Origin of the sequence: Undibacterium sp. JH2W (assembly GCF_049340425.1) — a bacterium.
GTDB lineage: Bacteria > Pseudomonadota > Gammaproteobacteria > Burkholderiales > Burkholderiaceae_D > Undibacterium.
Genome location: NZ_JBMPOT010000016.1, coordinates 93,794 through 108,599, shown reverse-complemented (window position 1 = coordinate 108,599; position 14,806 = coordinate 93,794). Strand labels below are relative to the sequence as shown.

Sequence of the window (14,806 nt, the reverse complement as noted above, 5' to 3'; positions counted from 1 at the left end):
CGCAACGCCCGCTCATGCAAGTAGGCGTTTTGGTTTGTGGGTTCGTTGTTCTCACGTGTGTCTATTTCCGGTGCCTGATCAATTGGTATAGAGAAATACTGGCGACACTCATGGAACGAGACGATGTGCAGATTTATTTGGCACCTTTCGATCAACAGATTTGCAGTAATCCTGTCAGGAGTAGTCAAATCGCTCTGCTTGGCCTCTACTACGCCACGTACAGCAATACCGCGCCAAAATGGCATATGCTTCCGCCAAGCACGAACAGGTGCCAAACCCCGTGTCCGTGACGCCATTTGTGATCTGTGGCATAAAACACGATGCCGCCGGTGTAGAGTGCACCACCGGCTGCCAGCCACCGGAAGCCGTCCATCGTGAGCGCATTGATGAGCGGCTTAGCAGCGATCACGCCAACCCAGCCCATCACCACATAAATTAGCAACGACATTAGCCGTGCTCCTTTGGCGTACCACAATTCTTGCAGGACACCAATAACGGCAAGCCCCCACACCACGCCGAACAGCGACCATCCCCACGTCCCCCTTAGGCTGACCAGTGTGAATGGCGTATAGGTACCAGCAATTAGCAAGTAGATTGCGCAATGGTCGAGCCGACGCAATACGTCTTTGGCTGGCCCTTGGGTGCTGTGATACAGGGCAGATGTAAAATAAAGGGCAAATAACGTGGCAGCGTAGATGCTGAAACTAACAATCTTCCAATAGTCACCACTGCGAACTGCTATCGTGATCAGCGATACACCGCCCACTGCCGCCAATGCAGCACCCACCGCGTGGGTAATGCCATTGAAGCGCTCTCCGTAATACATGCGTATTCCCTTACAAATTTCCCACTATTGAAAGCTGCGGCCCAGACATTGTATTTTGCGTGGGCGCGCTGTGCACTTCCTGACGAACGCCATCACCCGGTTACGCAACCTATCAAATCCCAATTCTTTCCGATCGAAGTGAAGTTGTTGCAAGCTACGCCGTTAATTGTCATTTCAATAAATTTTAATTTTAAGCCTGCTTAAAAGTTACAGTGCATATTTATCGATGGCACTTGTTGTCTGTCGCTCCGCATAGGCTGGTTCTGTGATCTCAAAGCGCAGATATAATCGGCGTAAAGCAAAAACAAGGACATTGTCCTTAAACATTTGTGTTTTGTTTGTTATCTTTATTTAAATCACACTTGGTCAACTACGATTCAACAATTTTTGCAATTCATCCATATCCGGTGGTTTGACTAGATGCGCATCAAATCCTGCAGCAAGCGATTTACGTATGTCCTCAGCCTGTCCATAGCCCGTCACGGCGATCAACAGCGAGGTCGCAGTCTCTGGCAGTTCACGCAGGCGGTTCGCTAATGCCATGCCATCCATATCAGGCAATCCGATATCCAGTAGACTTACTTGCGGTTTTAGGCGGCGTGCAATATCAAGGGCAGCACTAGCGTCATAAGCAACAACGACCTCATGACCAAATTCGCGTAATACTGTACAGAGCATATCGGCCGCATCTTGATTGTCGTCTACTACCAATATCCGCTGGGTTGGAACCTTCGGTATTAGTTCTCTACAGGCTACCGATTCTCGCATCACCTCATCAGCAGGCAGGCAAGGTAACCTGAGAGTGAATGTACTGCCCTGCCCAAGGCCTTCACTACACAGATGAACGCTACCGCCGTGGGCATTGGCTATCAATTTCACAAGTGCCAAGCCCAAGCCCAGACCACCTTGAGTGCGGTCTGGTGCGCGTTTAGCTTGAGTAAACAAGTCAAAAATATAGGGGGCCAGATCAGGCTCTATGCCCATACCATCGTCACTGACCTCGAGTACCACTGAATCTTTTTCAACTGCGAGAATCACTTCAATGCTTCCTCCAGTCAATGTGTACTTGACTGCGTTGTTGAGAAGATTGGCGATCACTTGAACCAGCCGATTCGGGTCACCTTTCACCCACACAGGGCGAATAGGCAAGCAAAGGTTTAGCCGGTGTTGCTTTGCTTGCATAGCAGATTCAAGTTGCTCAACGGCTTCTGATGCTGCATTTCGCATATCAACCTGCTCACTCGCGAACGCTACCAGATTGCGTGTGAGCCTGGCCATGTCCAGCAAGTCGTCAATGAGATGTGACATATGCCTGACTTGACGCGCAATAGTCTGGCTGGTCTTCAGCACCACCGTTGCGTCTTGTGGTCGCAGGCTAAGCAATTGCGCAGCGGCCCCGATCGGAGCCAGTGGATTGCGCAACTCATGCGCCAACATAGCCAAAAACTCATCTTTGTGCTGGTATGCTTCACAAATTTGGTATTGCCGCTGCCTCCCTCGTAGCGCAGAACGCACTGCGCTCATTAAGGTTGGAACGCGTATAGGACGCTCCAACAAAGTCAGATTACCCAAAACATCATAAGCGTGCTGTACCCAATGAGGATTGCTACCCGGCTTAGTTAGAACGAGAATAGGAAAATCAGACCAGTCAGGCTGATGGGCAATAAATGTATATAACTCGTCAAACCATTCACTGTTCAATGCCTCTTCCACTGTTACTAGCGCTCCAGCCCCCTCCTCCAGTGCCTTTAGCAATGACGGTAGGCCCGAACAATGCTCGCAAAGCACATCAGCGCTATGTAGCGCATTGGCGACGAGCGTAGCGTCCTTACCGTAGGGTGCGTAAATCAAGACACGATTTTTGATATGCAACTCGCTCATAGTTGAACCTCTGCGCCCTTAATAACAGGCAAATGCGGCGTCCGACTTAAAAAATCTCTGGCGTTTGCAAGTATGGTATCGATAGGTATCACTTCGACGATAAATTGTAGTGTCATAGCAAGTATTCTGCACTCGGCCAATCCAAATCAGGCAATGCCAATGGACAACGAACTTTATGGTATCAATGCTTTTGTTGGCCATAACCATCTGCTAACATTGTCAGGAAATATTGCTGGCACACTACATTATTCGTTACAAAAAAACAATAGTGATCGCCCTCAATATAGGCTTTCGAAGCCGTTTTATGCCATCGATAGTTGTTCTGCCTTTATCTCCCATTTGTAAATAACTTAACTACAAAGCTAAATTGTCAGCGATAGACTAAATCAGGGATTAATAAGCAACCGTGCGTTGCCGCACAAAGAAGGAGATATTACGCATCAAGCTTGTCGGGATGATCGCGTCACTGAGATTCAAAAGAGGCAAAAAGTATATGTTGCTCAGCACTTTCAATCTCGAATTATTATGCACTTAGCCGTTTGTCAGCCTATATTCTTGTATCATTTCTTTCACTCGGTTATGAGTTAAAGAACAGTTTTAAATATTAGGAAATTTTCAATTTCTTGCATCTTAGAATGCGCGATTTGTTTGACTCGCACTTCCCTCAATACATCTTAGAGGAAGAGAGTTTAAACAGCTTACAAAGTACAAAAGCATTGTCTACTTGATATGTAGTAATATTAATCAAGCATTCTCGCATCCTTCTCAAGACGCACTTTCTCCTCACCACGTTCAAACTATGAATATCGCTAAATTCATTAATCAAAATATGGAGCTGATCCTTGTTGAATGGGATGCATTCGCGGCGACCTTTGGTACTGTTGCGGATAAGATGTCTACTCAGGAACTACGGGATCACGCTAAACAAATACTACAGTTCGTGGCCGAAGATATTCAAACAGCAGAGACCCCGGAACAAAAGGAGGCAAAATCACAAGATCTCAGCTCACCTCCAGCCAATGATGAGAGTGCTTCATCAATTCATGGGAGATTGCGTTACGCGAGCGGATTCACTCTACGTCAATTAATTGCCGAGTACCGTGCATTGCGAGCAAGCGTACTTAAGCTATGGCAGCAAAGTTGTTCTGATGTTTGGGTAGAAAATGCGCAAGACATGATGCGGTTTAATGAAGCAATAGATCAATCACTTGCCGAGGCTGCTATAGCGTATTCGGACAAAGTGAATGAAACCCGGGATATTTTTTTGGCCATATTAGGTCATGACTTGCGTAGCCCCCTGGCGGTTACAGCATTGGCCGGCACATATCTATCCAGAGCGGGCGCATTTGACAATCAAATTCAGCAGATTGGATTTCGTGTCAAGCGTAGTGCTGCCACAATGAACGCGATGGTCAATGATCTATTGATATTGGCACGCACTCAATTGGGTGATGGCATTCCAATCGAACGACTTGAATGTGATCTCAACGACATAGGCCGTTGGGCTATTGAAGACTCTACTGCTGTACATCCAAAATCTCTGTTCGAACTGAACACCAGAGGCGAGTTGAAAGGTGCTTTTGACCAGCAACGGCTTCAACAAGTGTTAATAAATCTAATTAACAATGCCGCACAGTATGGTGCGGCGGATAGGCCGATCATCGTTGATATAGTGGGAGAAAAAGATCGCATACTTCTTCAGGTCTGCAATGAAGGGCCTCCAATTCCAGAAGAGCTATTACCAACATTATTCAGCTCATTGGTGCAATTGCCAGAGCAGGATGGCAACGACAGGCCGCGTAGCAGTCTAGGCTTAGGCTTGTTCATAGCAAAAGAAATCGTTGTAGCACACGGCGGCGATATTAATGTAAGTTCTGATCAAGATGCGGGCACTGTATTTTCAGTTTATCTACCCCGAAAATAATATAAAGTATTTTTAATCTGCCTCAAAATTAGCAAACATGCTTTCCTGAGCCGCAAAGCGTATTAAATACCAAGATCTATTGGGACTGCCTTTGTGTGACAACGCACAGACCTACTTCAAGCCATTGGAGTAGCGTGCAGGTCATGCAAAACATCAACGTCCAGGCGCTACCTGTCACCGTGTCACCGCAGGGTACACCTCTTTTTGTTGCCAAAGGACTTGCCAAAACCTACCAGATGGGCGAGATAACGGTCACTGCCCTGGTTGATGTTGATCTAACTATCTACAAGGGCGAGTTCATAGTGTTGTTGGGACCGTCTGGCAGCGGCAAATCGACTTTATTGAATATTCTGGGCGGCCTGGATCGCCCTAGTAGCGGCAGTGCCCTTTTTGCTGAACAAGATTTAACCGCAGCCAACGAGAAAGAACTCACCACCTACCGGCGTGAGCATGTAGGCTTTGTGTTTCAGTTCTATAACCTCATCCCCAGTCTGACGGTGCGGGAAAACGTGGAGCTGGTGACCGACATTGCCATTAACCCCATGCCCGCGCTAGAAGCGTTGACGCTGGTAGGGCTGGCAGACAGGGTAGATCACTTTCCATCGCAATTATCTGGCGGTGAGCAGCAGCGGGTGGCGATTGCCCGCGCCATCGTAAAGCGGCCAGACGTGTTGCTATGCGACGAACCCACAGGAGCACTGGACTATGTAACCGGCAAGCTGGTGCTGGAGGTAATTGCCAACATCAACCGAGGCATCGGTACTACGACAATCGTCATCACTCATAACGCCGCCATTGCAGGCATGGCGGATCGGGTGCTGTTTTTGGGTGAGGGGCGAATTCAGCGCATCGAAGTCAACACTAACAAGCTGCAACCGTCCCAACTGACCTGGTAATGCTCTAGTCCCTTGATTTAATAAGAGGCAAGTAAGCGCAAAGATACGCAACAAAACCAGCTTAATTTTCATTAGCTTCCACATAGGGGTGCGGGTCACTACAGACCGCAGAGTCCAGATAAAAATTCCATGAAAACGCTGAACAAGAAGCTACTGCGCGGCATGATTTTGATGTGGAGTCAGGCCTTGACAATTGCGCTGGTGGTCGCTAGTGCCGTCGCTGGTTTCATCACCAGCTTCAGTGCTTACGACGCGCTATCGTGGTCGCGCGATTTGTATTATGCCGATTCACGTTTTGCAGATGTGTTTGCCACACTCAAGCGAGCACCACTGACTCTGGAGCGACAATTGCAGGAAATTGTTGGTGCCGCGCATGTTGAAACATCCCAAGCCCAAGTCGTCCCAGTGAACATCCCCAATGTAGTGGACCCAATTGTCGGTCTGTTGTTGGGGATGGACCCACTGCTGCCGCAGCGGCTCAATAAGGTCAATCTTCGCCTGGGGCGTATGATTGCTACACGCCATACAGGCACAATGGAAGCACTGGTATCGGAAGGTTTTGCCGTGGCGCGCAAGCTTGCGCCGGGTGACCGGGTCAACGCGCTCATCAATGGCAAACGAGAAGAACTGCTAATCGTAGGCATTGCTCTGTCGCCAGAGTATATTTTTGCGGGTTTGGGGGGCTCGCCCGACCAGCGCGGTTTTGGCGTTTTTTGGGTGGATAAGCGTGCACTGGCATCAGCCTACAATATGGAAGGTGCGTTCAACCAGGTTGCCGTGCGCCTTAGCCCTGGTGCCAGCGAAGGGGCGGTGATAGATCAACTAGACCGCCTGCTGAAGCGCTACGGCGGGAACACCGCTCATGGCCGCGATTTGCAGATGTCGCACGCCATGCTCAGCTCTGAAATTACCCAGCAGCGAGTGATGGGCACGGTCTTGCCAGCTATCTTTCTTGGAGTTGCCGCCTTTTTGCTTAACGTAGTCCTAGGGCGGCAAATTGCAACCCAACGCGGACAAATCGCCGCGCTCAAGGCACTGGGCTATGACAACCTGGCAATTGGCGTGCATTACTTAAAGCTGGTACTAATCATCGTAGCAATAGGGTTAGTTTTGGGACTAGCCCTGGGCACAGCAATGGGCAAGTTTTTTGTCGGAATGTATGAAGAAAGCTTTCGTTTCCCTGACATGCATTTTCGCTTGCGCCCAGATATCGTATTGGTAGCCGTGAGTGTGGCCGTAGGCGCGGCAGTACTTGCCACTGTCAACGCCATTTATGCAGTCGTGATCTTGGCTCCGGCAGAAGCCATGCGCCCTCCCTCCCCTGGCATCTTCAAACCTATGCTCATTGAGCGCTGGGGTTGGCAAAAGTGGTTTTCGCCTGCGCTGCGCATGGTCTTGCGTACCATGACACGTAGACCGTTGCGCACCGTCTTGACGGTGTTTGGCATAGCCATGTCTATGGCGATTGTTGTTACCGGCTCTTTTATGCGCGATTCGGTGGCGGTGCTGATGGAAACCCAATTTCGGCAAGTGTTACGCGGCGACGTGGTTGTTGCCCTGCTGGAAGCAACGCCATCCAACGTCTTGTACGCAGCTGACAAGTTGCCCCATGTCACAGCGGTGGAAGGAGCTCGCAGCGTGTCGGTGCGGCTGGTACATGATAACCACAACTGGCACGGCATCATCATGGGCAAAGCACCCCGACCTGAACTGCAACGCATCGTGAATCTGGGAAGGCAATTCTTTGCTGCCCCACAGGACGGCCTGTTACTAACTGATCGCCTCGCTACCAAGTTGCAGCTTCGCGTGGGCGATATAGTACGAGTAGAAGTTCAGGAAGGCGAACGCGCAGTGCTGGAATTGCAGGTGACCGGCACAGTACAAGAAATGCTGGGTATGAATGCCTACATTGAGCGAGCCAGCCTGAACAATCTATTACGCGAAGGCGATCTGGTAAACAGCTTCACCCTGGCGGTTGAACCTGGCTTTGAACCCGAGCTGCTACAACGTCTGCAAGGATTACCCCGTGTTGGCGTGGTCATCAGCAAGTCAACCATGGCCAAGAACATAGAGGATGTGACCGTCGGCAACCTGCTGATGGTCAGTTCTGTGTTGACAGCATTTGCTATCGTGATTGCCGTGGGGGTGGTGTATAACAACGCCCGCATCGCACTGGCCGAGCGCGCCTGGGAATTGGCCAGTCTGCGCGTTCTGGGCTTTACCCGCACCGAAGTGTCTGCCATTTTGCTGGGCGAGCTTGCAATTGAAATCACACTTGCCATGCCGCTGGGCATGTTGCTGGGATATCTGCTCGCGGCAGGCATCGTCAGCGGGATACAAACCGACGATTTTTACTTTCCCTTTGTGATCACGCCCGCCACCTATGCCTTTGCTGCCATCTGCGTGGTACTGGCAGGCATGGTCAGCGCCTTTATCGTGCGCCAGCGTGTAGATGGGCTGGACATGGTCAGCGTGCTCAAGACGCGTGAATAAAATACACATCAGCCAACACCATATCCCTCTAACGATTTCGTCTCAACAATAACCTGGATTCAATATGACTGATAGCTCGCCCCCAACAAGCGCACAAGAGCCGAGCACGGTACCGCCGGCACCTCCTTCTCCGACGCAAGTCGCACCTGCGACTCTGCCAGTGACACCCGTTGCGCCGACGTCCGGCACGTCACCTGTTCCGCCCGCCACCGCCCCACCAGCACCACCAACTAAACCCAAGACCAAACTGAAACGCTATCTGATCATCGCGGGCGTGAGCATGGTAGTCATCGCGCTGCTGGTGTGGGCATTCAAACCCAAGCCGCTGAGCGTGGAAGTAGCCAAGGTGACCCAGGGCCGGTTTGAACGTGCCATACAGGAATATGGCAAAACTCGTGTGCGCAACCGCTACATTGTCTCTACTCCACTGGCAGGCCGCGTGGGACGGGTACTACTAAATCAAGGCGACAGCGTCACACAAGGTGATACCGTGGCACTGTTGTGGCCAATGGCACCTGCCTTACTGGACGAACGCGCCCGCGACGAGCAAAGTGCGCGCATTGCTAGTGTGGCAGCATCGCTGGCGCGCACCCAGGCCAACGTGGGGCATGCGAACGCGGCATTGGATCAGGCCCAGGCAGACTTAAGGCGCAGTGAAGCCTTGGCGAGACAAGGCTTTGTATCGCCCAATCAGAATGAAACCGGACGGCTCAATCTTAGCCTGCGCATCCACGAACTGGAAACTGCGCGACAGGAAGAAAATGCAGCAAGGCATGATCTGGAACAGTCTCGCGCTGCGCTAAAACAGTTTGCGCAAGCGCCGTTGGGTGGTTCGCAGCCCAGCTTTGCTATCAAGGCACCAGTCAGCGGCAAAGTGTTGAAAATCTTGCAGCAAAGCGAAACAAGTGTAGCGGCAGGCGCAGGCTTGCTGGAACTAGGTGACCCGACCAAGCTGGAAGTGGTGGTTGATCTCCTGACCGAAGACGCCACTCAGGTACGCCCAGGTACTACCGTACAACTACTGAACTGGGGCGGTGCAGAAGTGCTCAGTAGCAAGGTGCGCTGGGTTGAGCCAGCCGCATTTACTAAAGTGTCGGCGCTGGGCGTAGAAGAGCAGCGCGTCTACGTGGTCATCGACATAATAGCCCCGGCTGCGCAATGGCAGGCATTGGGCGACGCCTTCAAGGTCGACGTGCGGGTATTGGTGCAAGTGGTAGACAATGTCATCATGGTACCGGTGAGCGCCCTGTTCCCTATCGGCTCCCGCTCTGGCGTATTTGTCGTTGAAAAGAACCACGCTGTCCTTAAAGAAGTCAGCGTAGAAGCACGCAATGGCGTCAGTGCCTGGGTGAAAGAGGGGCTACCCGTAGGCACCCAAGTGATTGTGTACCCAGATAGCAAGCTCAAGGACAAGGCAGCAGTGAAGGTGCGGTGAGTATTAGATAAAACACAGAATTGACTCTTGGTTTTCGAGGAGGGTGTAAATAATTTTGTGTAAACGGTCATTTAGCAGGACACTGCTACCCTCAAGGAGAAATGATGACCGTTGCAAAGCGTAACAAGCGGGCCAAGCCTGACCCGGAATTGCTCAAGCTGGCCGATGGATTGTTGGCCAACTACAAGAAGCCCGAAGACCTGATCGGCGAGAACGGCCTGCTCAAGCAGCTCACCAAGATGCTTGTCGAGCGAGCTCTGGAAGTCGAAATGACCGACCATCTGGGTCACGACAAGAGTGGAGCCGTCAGCAATGACAGCGCCAACACCCGCAACGGCCACAGCGGCAAAACACTCAAGGGTGATTTCGGCACGCTGCCAATCGACATACCGCGCGACCGTCAAGGCACGTTCGAACCGCAAATCATCGCCAAGCACCAAACCCGCTGGAGCGGCTTCGACGACAAGATTATCTCCCTCTACGCCCGTGGCCTGAGTGTACGTGAGATCCAGAGCCACCTGGAAGAGATGTATGGTACGGAAGTGTCACCAGCGCTCATCTCCAGCGTGACCGATGGCGTCAGTGAGGATGTGAAGGCCTGGCAAGCCCGTCCACTCGACGCGCTCTACCCCATCCTGTACCTTGACTGCATTCACGTCAAAGTGCGCGATGCGGGTGCAGTACGTAACAAGGCCGTATTTCTCGCCATTGGCGTGAACATGGATGGTCACAAGGAAGTACTGGGTCTGTGGATTGCCCAGACCGAGGGAGCCAAGTTCTGGCTGCAGGTCGTCACTGAACTGAAAAATCGTGGTGTGCAGGACATCTTCATTGCCTGTGTAGACGGTCTCAAAGGCTTCCCTGATGCGATCGAAGCAGTCTACCCCAAGGCGGCAGTCCAGCTTTGCATTGTTCACATGGTACGCAACAGCCTGCACTTTGTGCCATGGAAAGATCAAAGGGAGGTAGCCGCCGATCTGCGCACCATTTACACTGCAGCCACTGCCGACGAGGCCGGTCTTATGCTCACGCAATTCGAGGCTAAGTGGGATCAGCGGTACCTGCCCATAGGACAATCATGGCGACGTAACTGGGAGAGGGTCATTCCCTTCTTCGACTACCCGGCAGAGATCCGTAAGGTGATCTACACCACGAACGCCATTGAATCGATTAACATGAGTCTGCGCAAGGTCATCAAAACGCGTAGTTCATTCCCTACTGATGAAGCAGTCAGCAAGCTGTTTTATCTGGCGCTCAACAACATCAGCAAGAAATGGACAATGCCAATACGGGACTGGAAAGGCGCGCTCAATCGCTTTACCATCCAGTTCGATGACCGGATGTCGCTGAACTAAACGAAAAACCGTTTACACAAAATTCCGGACACCCCCTTTTCGAGGGCATAAAAAGGAGTCTGGAATCTTTGCCAGAATCGATGGAAATCCACCAAGACAATATATGGCATTACTTTAGGATGTTCAAATTCTGCATGTACTAACAACACCACCTGATGATAAAACAAAAAGATCGCTACTGAAATACGTTTGCAAAAGGAGGCGCGACACATGAATCGACCTAAAAATACCTTGACTGCAATAATCACTCGAAGTGTTTCAGGCTCAGATTCAATCGCACTAAGATCAAGTTGCACTTCGAACTTGAATCCACCATGGCAACAAAGGCCGACACTATCAGATTACTATTTTCACTTAATTGAATTGTGCACGAATCTGTTGTAACTCACTTTGCAATTCATCTATGCGCTGCATCAGGGTGAGTGCCAGTATCATGCCATGACTATCCAATTCAAAGTCGTCACGCAACCTGCGGGCACTGCTCACTGTAACAATGGAATGCATAGGAAATATCTTTGCCATCGCATTGTCGTCAATCGGAGTAATTAGACCATTTTCAATCAACTCATTGACTTCTCCTTCAGATAAGCCTGATACGTCACACAGGTAAGTGATGGAGCAGGAATTTTGATCATTGAGCAAAGTCCATTCTGCAATTTGAACGTTCATTTAGCCTCCAAGTTGAAGTGGGCACGGGGCTGGAAGGTGGATAGACCAGAAAGCTGTTGGTAGATATCTTGTTCGGCCTTGCTAATTTCTTTTGGAACCTGAATTTGCGCAACTGCATACAGATCGCCGATTTGTCCGTCTACTTTTGGTAACCCGCGTTTTGACAAGCGCAGACGCTGCCCCGAAGATGTGCCTGACTTTACCTTGAGTTCTACATTGCCGCCGGGAGTCGGAATCTGCATGCTCGCGCCAAGTGCCGCTTCCCAAGGAGACAGTGGCAAGTCAAAATACAGGTCACTGCCACTGACCCTGAACAAAGGATGCGGAGCAATTGTCAGAACCGCATAGAGATCACCAGATTGACCTCCATTGAGGCCAGGGCCACCTTTGCCAGCAAGCCGCATGCGCTGACCTTCTTGCGCTCCTTTTGGGATGGTTATCCGAAAAGTATGGGGCTTGCGATGAGGCAAGCCATGTTGGTCATACTCTGGCATTTCGACAGATACATTGACTGGTCCCCCGTGAAAGACTGTTTCAAGTGGTACGGAAACGGATACCGAATAGTCTTCACCTTTCAATGGAGAGTTTGCTCTTTTTTGCCCACCTGACCTGAATGCACTGAAGAAATCGGAAATATCAACATCATCAAAACTTGAGGCACCTGCTCCGTATTGCGCTTGCCATTCAGGAGGTGGCGTGAAATTTTCACCGTTTTTATGGCTGCCTATTTTGTCGTAGTCTGCGCGTTTATCTGTGTTCTTCAAAGTGGCATAAGCTTCAGCGATTTCTTTGAATTTTTCCTCGCCTTTTGGGTCCTTTGATACATCGGGATGATACAGGTGAGCCAACTTGCGATAGGCTTTCTTGACATCATCTAATGTCGCCGTCCTGTCTACACCCAGAACTTCGTAATAATCTTTATATTTCATGGGAATCCAGTCTTTAATTTATCCAGCGCCAATTAATTACCTCGGGCAAATCTTCTCCATGTTCACATATAAAGCGTTTATGACGCTCCATCGTTGTCCAGTATCGTGCCTGTGCAATTGGTATCTGATCGCTAAAGCGTGGTATATGCATAATCGCGTCAAGTGCCAACTGGTAGCGATCAAGATTATTCAATACGACCATATCAAACGGTGTTGTGGTAGTGCCCTCTTCCCGATAACCACGAACATGAAAATTGCTATGGTTATGTCGCCGGTAAGTCAGTTTATGTACCAATGCCGGGTAACCATGAAATGCAAATATGACTGGCTTGTCAGTCGAAAATAAGTTATCAAATTCGTTATCATCCAGACCATGGGGATGTTCAGACTGAGGCTGCAACACCATCAGATCAACGACATTGACTACACGGATACGAATTCCCGGTACATAGCTGCGCAATAAGCTAACTGCTGCGATGGTCTCTAGTGTCGGTACATCGCCTGCGCAAGCCATAACTACATCTGGGCTTCCGATATCATTGCTCGCCCACTGCCAGATACCCGCACCAACAGTACAATGTCGAATTGCTGCTGCCATATCCAGCCATTGCCATTCTGGCTGTTTACCAGCAACAATGACATTCACATAGTTGCGGCTGCGCAGGCAATGGTCGGTGACTGATAATAGACAATTGGCATCAGGAGGAAGATAAATACGAACCACCTCAGATTTTTTGTTGGCGACATGATCAATGAACCCTGGGTCCTGGTGTGAGAAGCCATTGTGATCCTGGCGCCAGACATGCGAAGTCAGCAAATAATTGAGTGACGCAATCGGTGCACGCCACGGGATGTCATTGCAGACTTTAAGCCATTTTGCATGTTGATTCATCATTGAATCAACAATATGTATGAACGCTTCATAGCAAGAAAACAGGCCATGCCGCCCAGTGAGCAAGTAACCCTCCAGCCAGCCCTGGCAAAGATGTTCGCTTAACACTTCCATGACCCGACCATTGACACTAAGATGAAGGTCAATGTCCTTGATGTCTGCCATCCAGGCTTTGCCGGTCACCTTAAAGACGGCATCAAGGCGGTTCGACGCGGTCTCATCAGGACCAAAGAGGCGAAAATTCTTTGCATCAAGATTATTGAGCATCACCTGCCGCAAGAAATCTCCAAGTACGCGCGTTGCCTCAGCTTTAACCAAGCCGGGCATAGGAACAGCAACCGCATAATCATGCATGTGAGGCATTTGCAAAGCTTGTAATATGCCCCCACCATTGGCATGTGGATTAGCCCCCATACGTCGATGTCCGGTCGGAGCCAGGTCCGCCAACTCTTCCAATAATCTGCCATTTTCATCAAAAAGCTTATTGGCCTGATAGCTTTGCAGCCACGCTTCAAGTTGAGCAAGATGTTGTGGATTTTTGAAGTCAGCAATCGGCACCTGGTGTGCCCGCCACGTATTCTCGACTGCCAATTGATCAACGAATTTGGGTCCTGTCCAGCCTTTGGGACTACAAAATACGATCATCGGCCAACGGGGACGTTGCAACTCATCTTTTGCAATGGCATTGCGTGCAAGATGTTGAATGTCTCTGATTTTCTGCAACACAGCGTCAAGTGTCGCTGCCAAGGCTTGATGCATCAACGCTGGATCATCACCCTCGACAAAGTAAGGTTCATGACCATAGCCTCGCAGCAGTTCACACAACTCTTCACGACTAATGCGCGCAAGAACTGTAGGATTAGCAATTTTATATCCATTCAAATGAAGAATGGGGAGCACCGCGCCATCCAGTGCAGGGTTGAGAAATTTATTCGAATGCCAGCTCGCCGCCAAAGCACCAGTTTCGGCTTCACCATCACCAATGACACATGTAACGATCAGGTCGGGATTATCAAATGCTGCGCCATAAGCGTGTACCAGGGAGTAACCTAATTCACCGCCTTCATGAATAGAGCCTGGGATGTCTGGCGAGACATGACTAGGAATGCCGTTTGGCCACGAAAATTGACGGAACAATCGCAACATGCCGTTTTGATTCCGTTCTATGGCAGGATAGTGTTCTGTGTACGAACCTTCAAGATAGGTATTCGCAACGATACCTGGCCCACCGTGGCCGGGACCAATCACATAGATCATATTGAGGTCGTTCTCTTTGATCAGCCTGTTTAAATGTACATAGATAAAATTCAAACCGGGAGTTGTACCCCAATGCCCTAAAAGGCGAGGTTTAATTTGCTCCAGTTTCAATGGTTCTTTGAGAAGAGGATTCGCCTGAAGATAGATTTGCCCCACGGTGAGATAGTTTGCCGCACGCCAGTAGCCATGCATTTTTTCTAGCAGCTCGGCAGAAAGAGGATGCGAAGTATAGGGATTAAATGTGTCCAT

The 14,806-nt window shown here is 50.1% G+C and carries 10 protein-coding genes; 5 read left to right on the top strand and 5 right to left on the bottom strand.

Annotation, left to right across the window (positions count from 1 at the left end):
- Positions 1-208: 208 nt before the first annotated feature.
- Both trhA and ACO0LC_RS22505 read right to left on the bottom strand, forming a co-directional pair.
- Entirely contained in the window at positions 209-826 is a 618-nt protein-coding gene (gene trhA, locus ACO0LC_RS22510; RefSeq protein ID WP_423007304.1) for a PAQR family membrane homeostasis protein TrhA, read from the bottom strand.
- A gap of 366 nt (positions 827-1,192) precedes the next feature.
- Positions 1,193-2,707 carry a hybrid sensor histidine kinase/response regulator gene (locus ACO0LC_RS22505; protein WP_423007302.1) on the bottom strand — a complete coding sequence of 505 codons (1,515 nt, stop codon included), beginning with the start codon at positions 2,705-2,707 and terminating at the stop codon, positions 1,193-1,195.
- Positions 2,708-3,506: 799 nt separating this feature from the next.
- On the opposite strand from ACO0LC_RS22505, the gene ACO0LC_RS22500 reads away from it, so the two are divergent.
- The 5 genes from ACO0LC_RS22500 to ACO0LC_RS22480 all read left to right on the top strand — a co-directional run bounded on the left by ACO0LC_RS22500 (position 3,507) and on the right by ACO0LC_RS22480 (position 10,810).
- Positions 3,507-4,631, top strand: coding sequence for a sensor histidine kinase (locus ACO0LC_RS22500; protein ID WP_423007300.1), 1,125 nt, complete (start codon positions 3,507-3,509; stop codon positions 4,629-4,631).
- Positions 4,632-4,774: 143 nt separating this feature from the next.
- Positions 4,775-5,527, top strand: coding sequence for an ABC transporter ATP-binding protein (locus ACO0LC_RS22495; protein WP_422952408.1), 753 nt, complete (start codon positions 4,775-4,777; stop codon positions 5,525-5,527).
- Positions 5,528-5,656: 129 nt separating this feature from the next.
- On the top strand, positions 5,657-8,020 hold the full coding sequence (locus ACO0LC_RS22490; RefSeq protein WP_423007297.1) for an FtsX-like permease family protein: 2,364 nt from the start codon (positions 5,657-5,659) through the stop codon (positions 8,018-8,020).
- Positions 8,021-8,084: 64 nt separating this feature from the next.
- On the top strand, positions 8,085-9,455 hold the full coding sequence (locus ACO0LC_RS22485; RefSeq protein ID WP_423007295.1) for an efflux RND transporter periplasmic adaptor subunit: 1,371 nt from the start codon (positions 8,085-8,087) through the stop codon (positions 9,453-9,455).
- A gap of 104 nt (positions 9,456-9,559) precedes the next feature.
- On the top strand, positions 9,560-10,810 hold the full coding sequence (locus ACO0LC_RS22480) for an IS256 family transposase (protein ID WP_423007293.1): 1,251 nt from the start codon (positions 9,560-9,562) through the stop codon (positions 10,808-10,810).
- A 354-nt stretch (positions 10,811-11,164) separates the two neighbouring features.
- On the opposite strand, the gene ACO0LC_RS22475 is transcribed toward ACO0LC_RS22480, so the two are convergent.
- From ACO0LC_RS22475 to ACO0LC_RS22465, 3 genes are read right to left on the bottom strand one after another with little or no spacing between them, the layout of a single operon-like run.
- On the bottom strand, positions 11,165-11,479 hold the full coding sequence (locus ACO0LC_RS22475; RefSeq protein ID WP_423007291.1) for a chaperone modulator CbpM: 315 nt from the start codon (positions 11,477-11,479) through the stop codon (positions 11,165-11,167).
- Positions 11,476-12,408, bottom strand: a complete 933-nt coding sequence (locus tag ACO0LC_RS22470; protein ID WP_423007289.1) for a DnaJ C-terminal domain-containing protein — start codon at positions 12,406-12,408, stop codon at positions 11,476-11,478. Before ACO0LC_RS22470 ends, ACO0LC_RS22475 begins: the two co-directional genes overlap by 4 nt.
- Positions 12,409-12,421: 13 nt before the next feature.
- Entirely contained in the window at positions 12,422-14,806 is a 2,385-nt protein-coding gene (locus tag ACO0LC_RS22465; protein ID WP_423007287.1) for a phosphoketolase family protein, read from the bottom strand.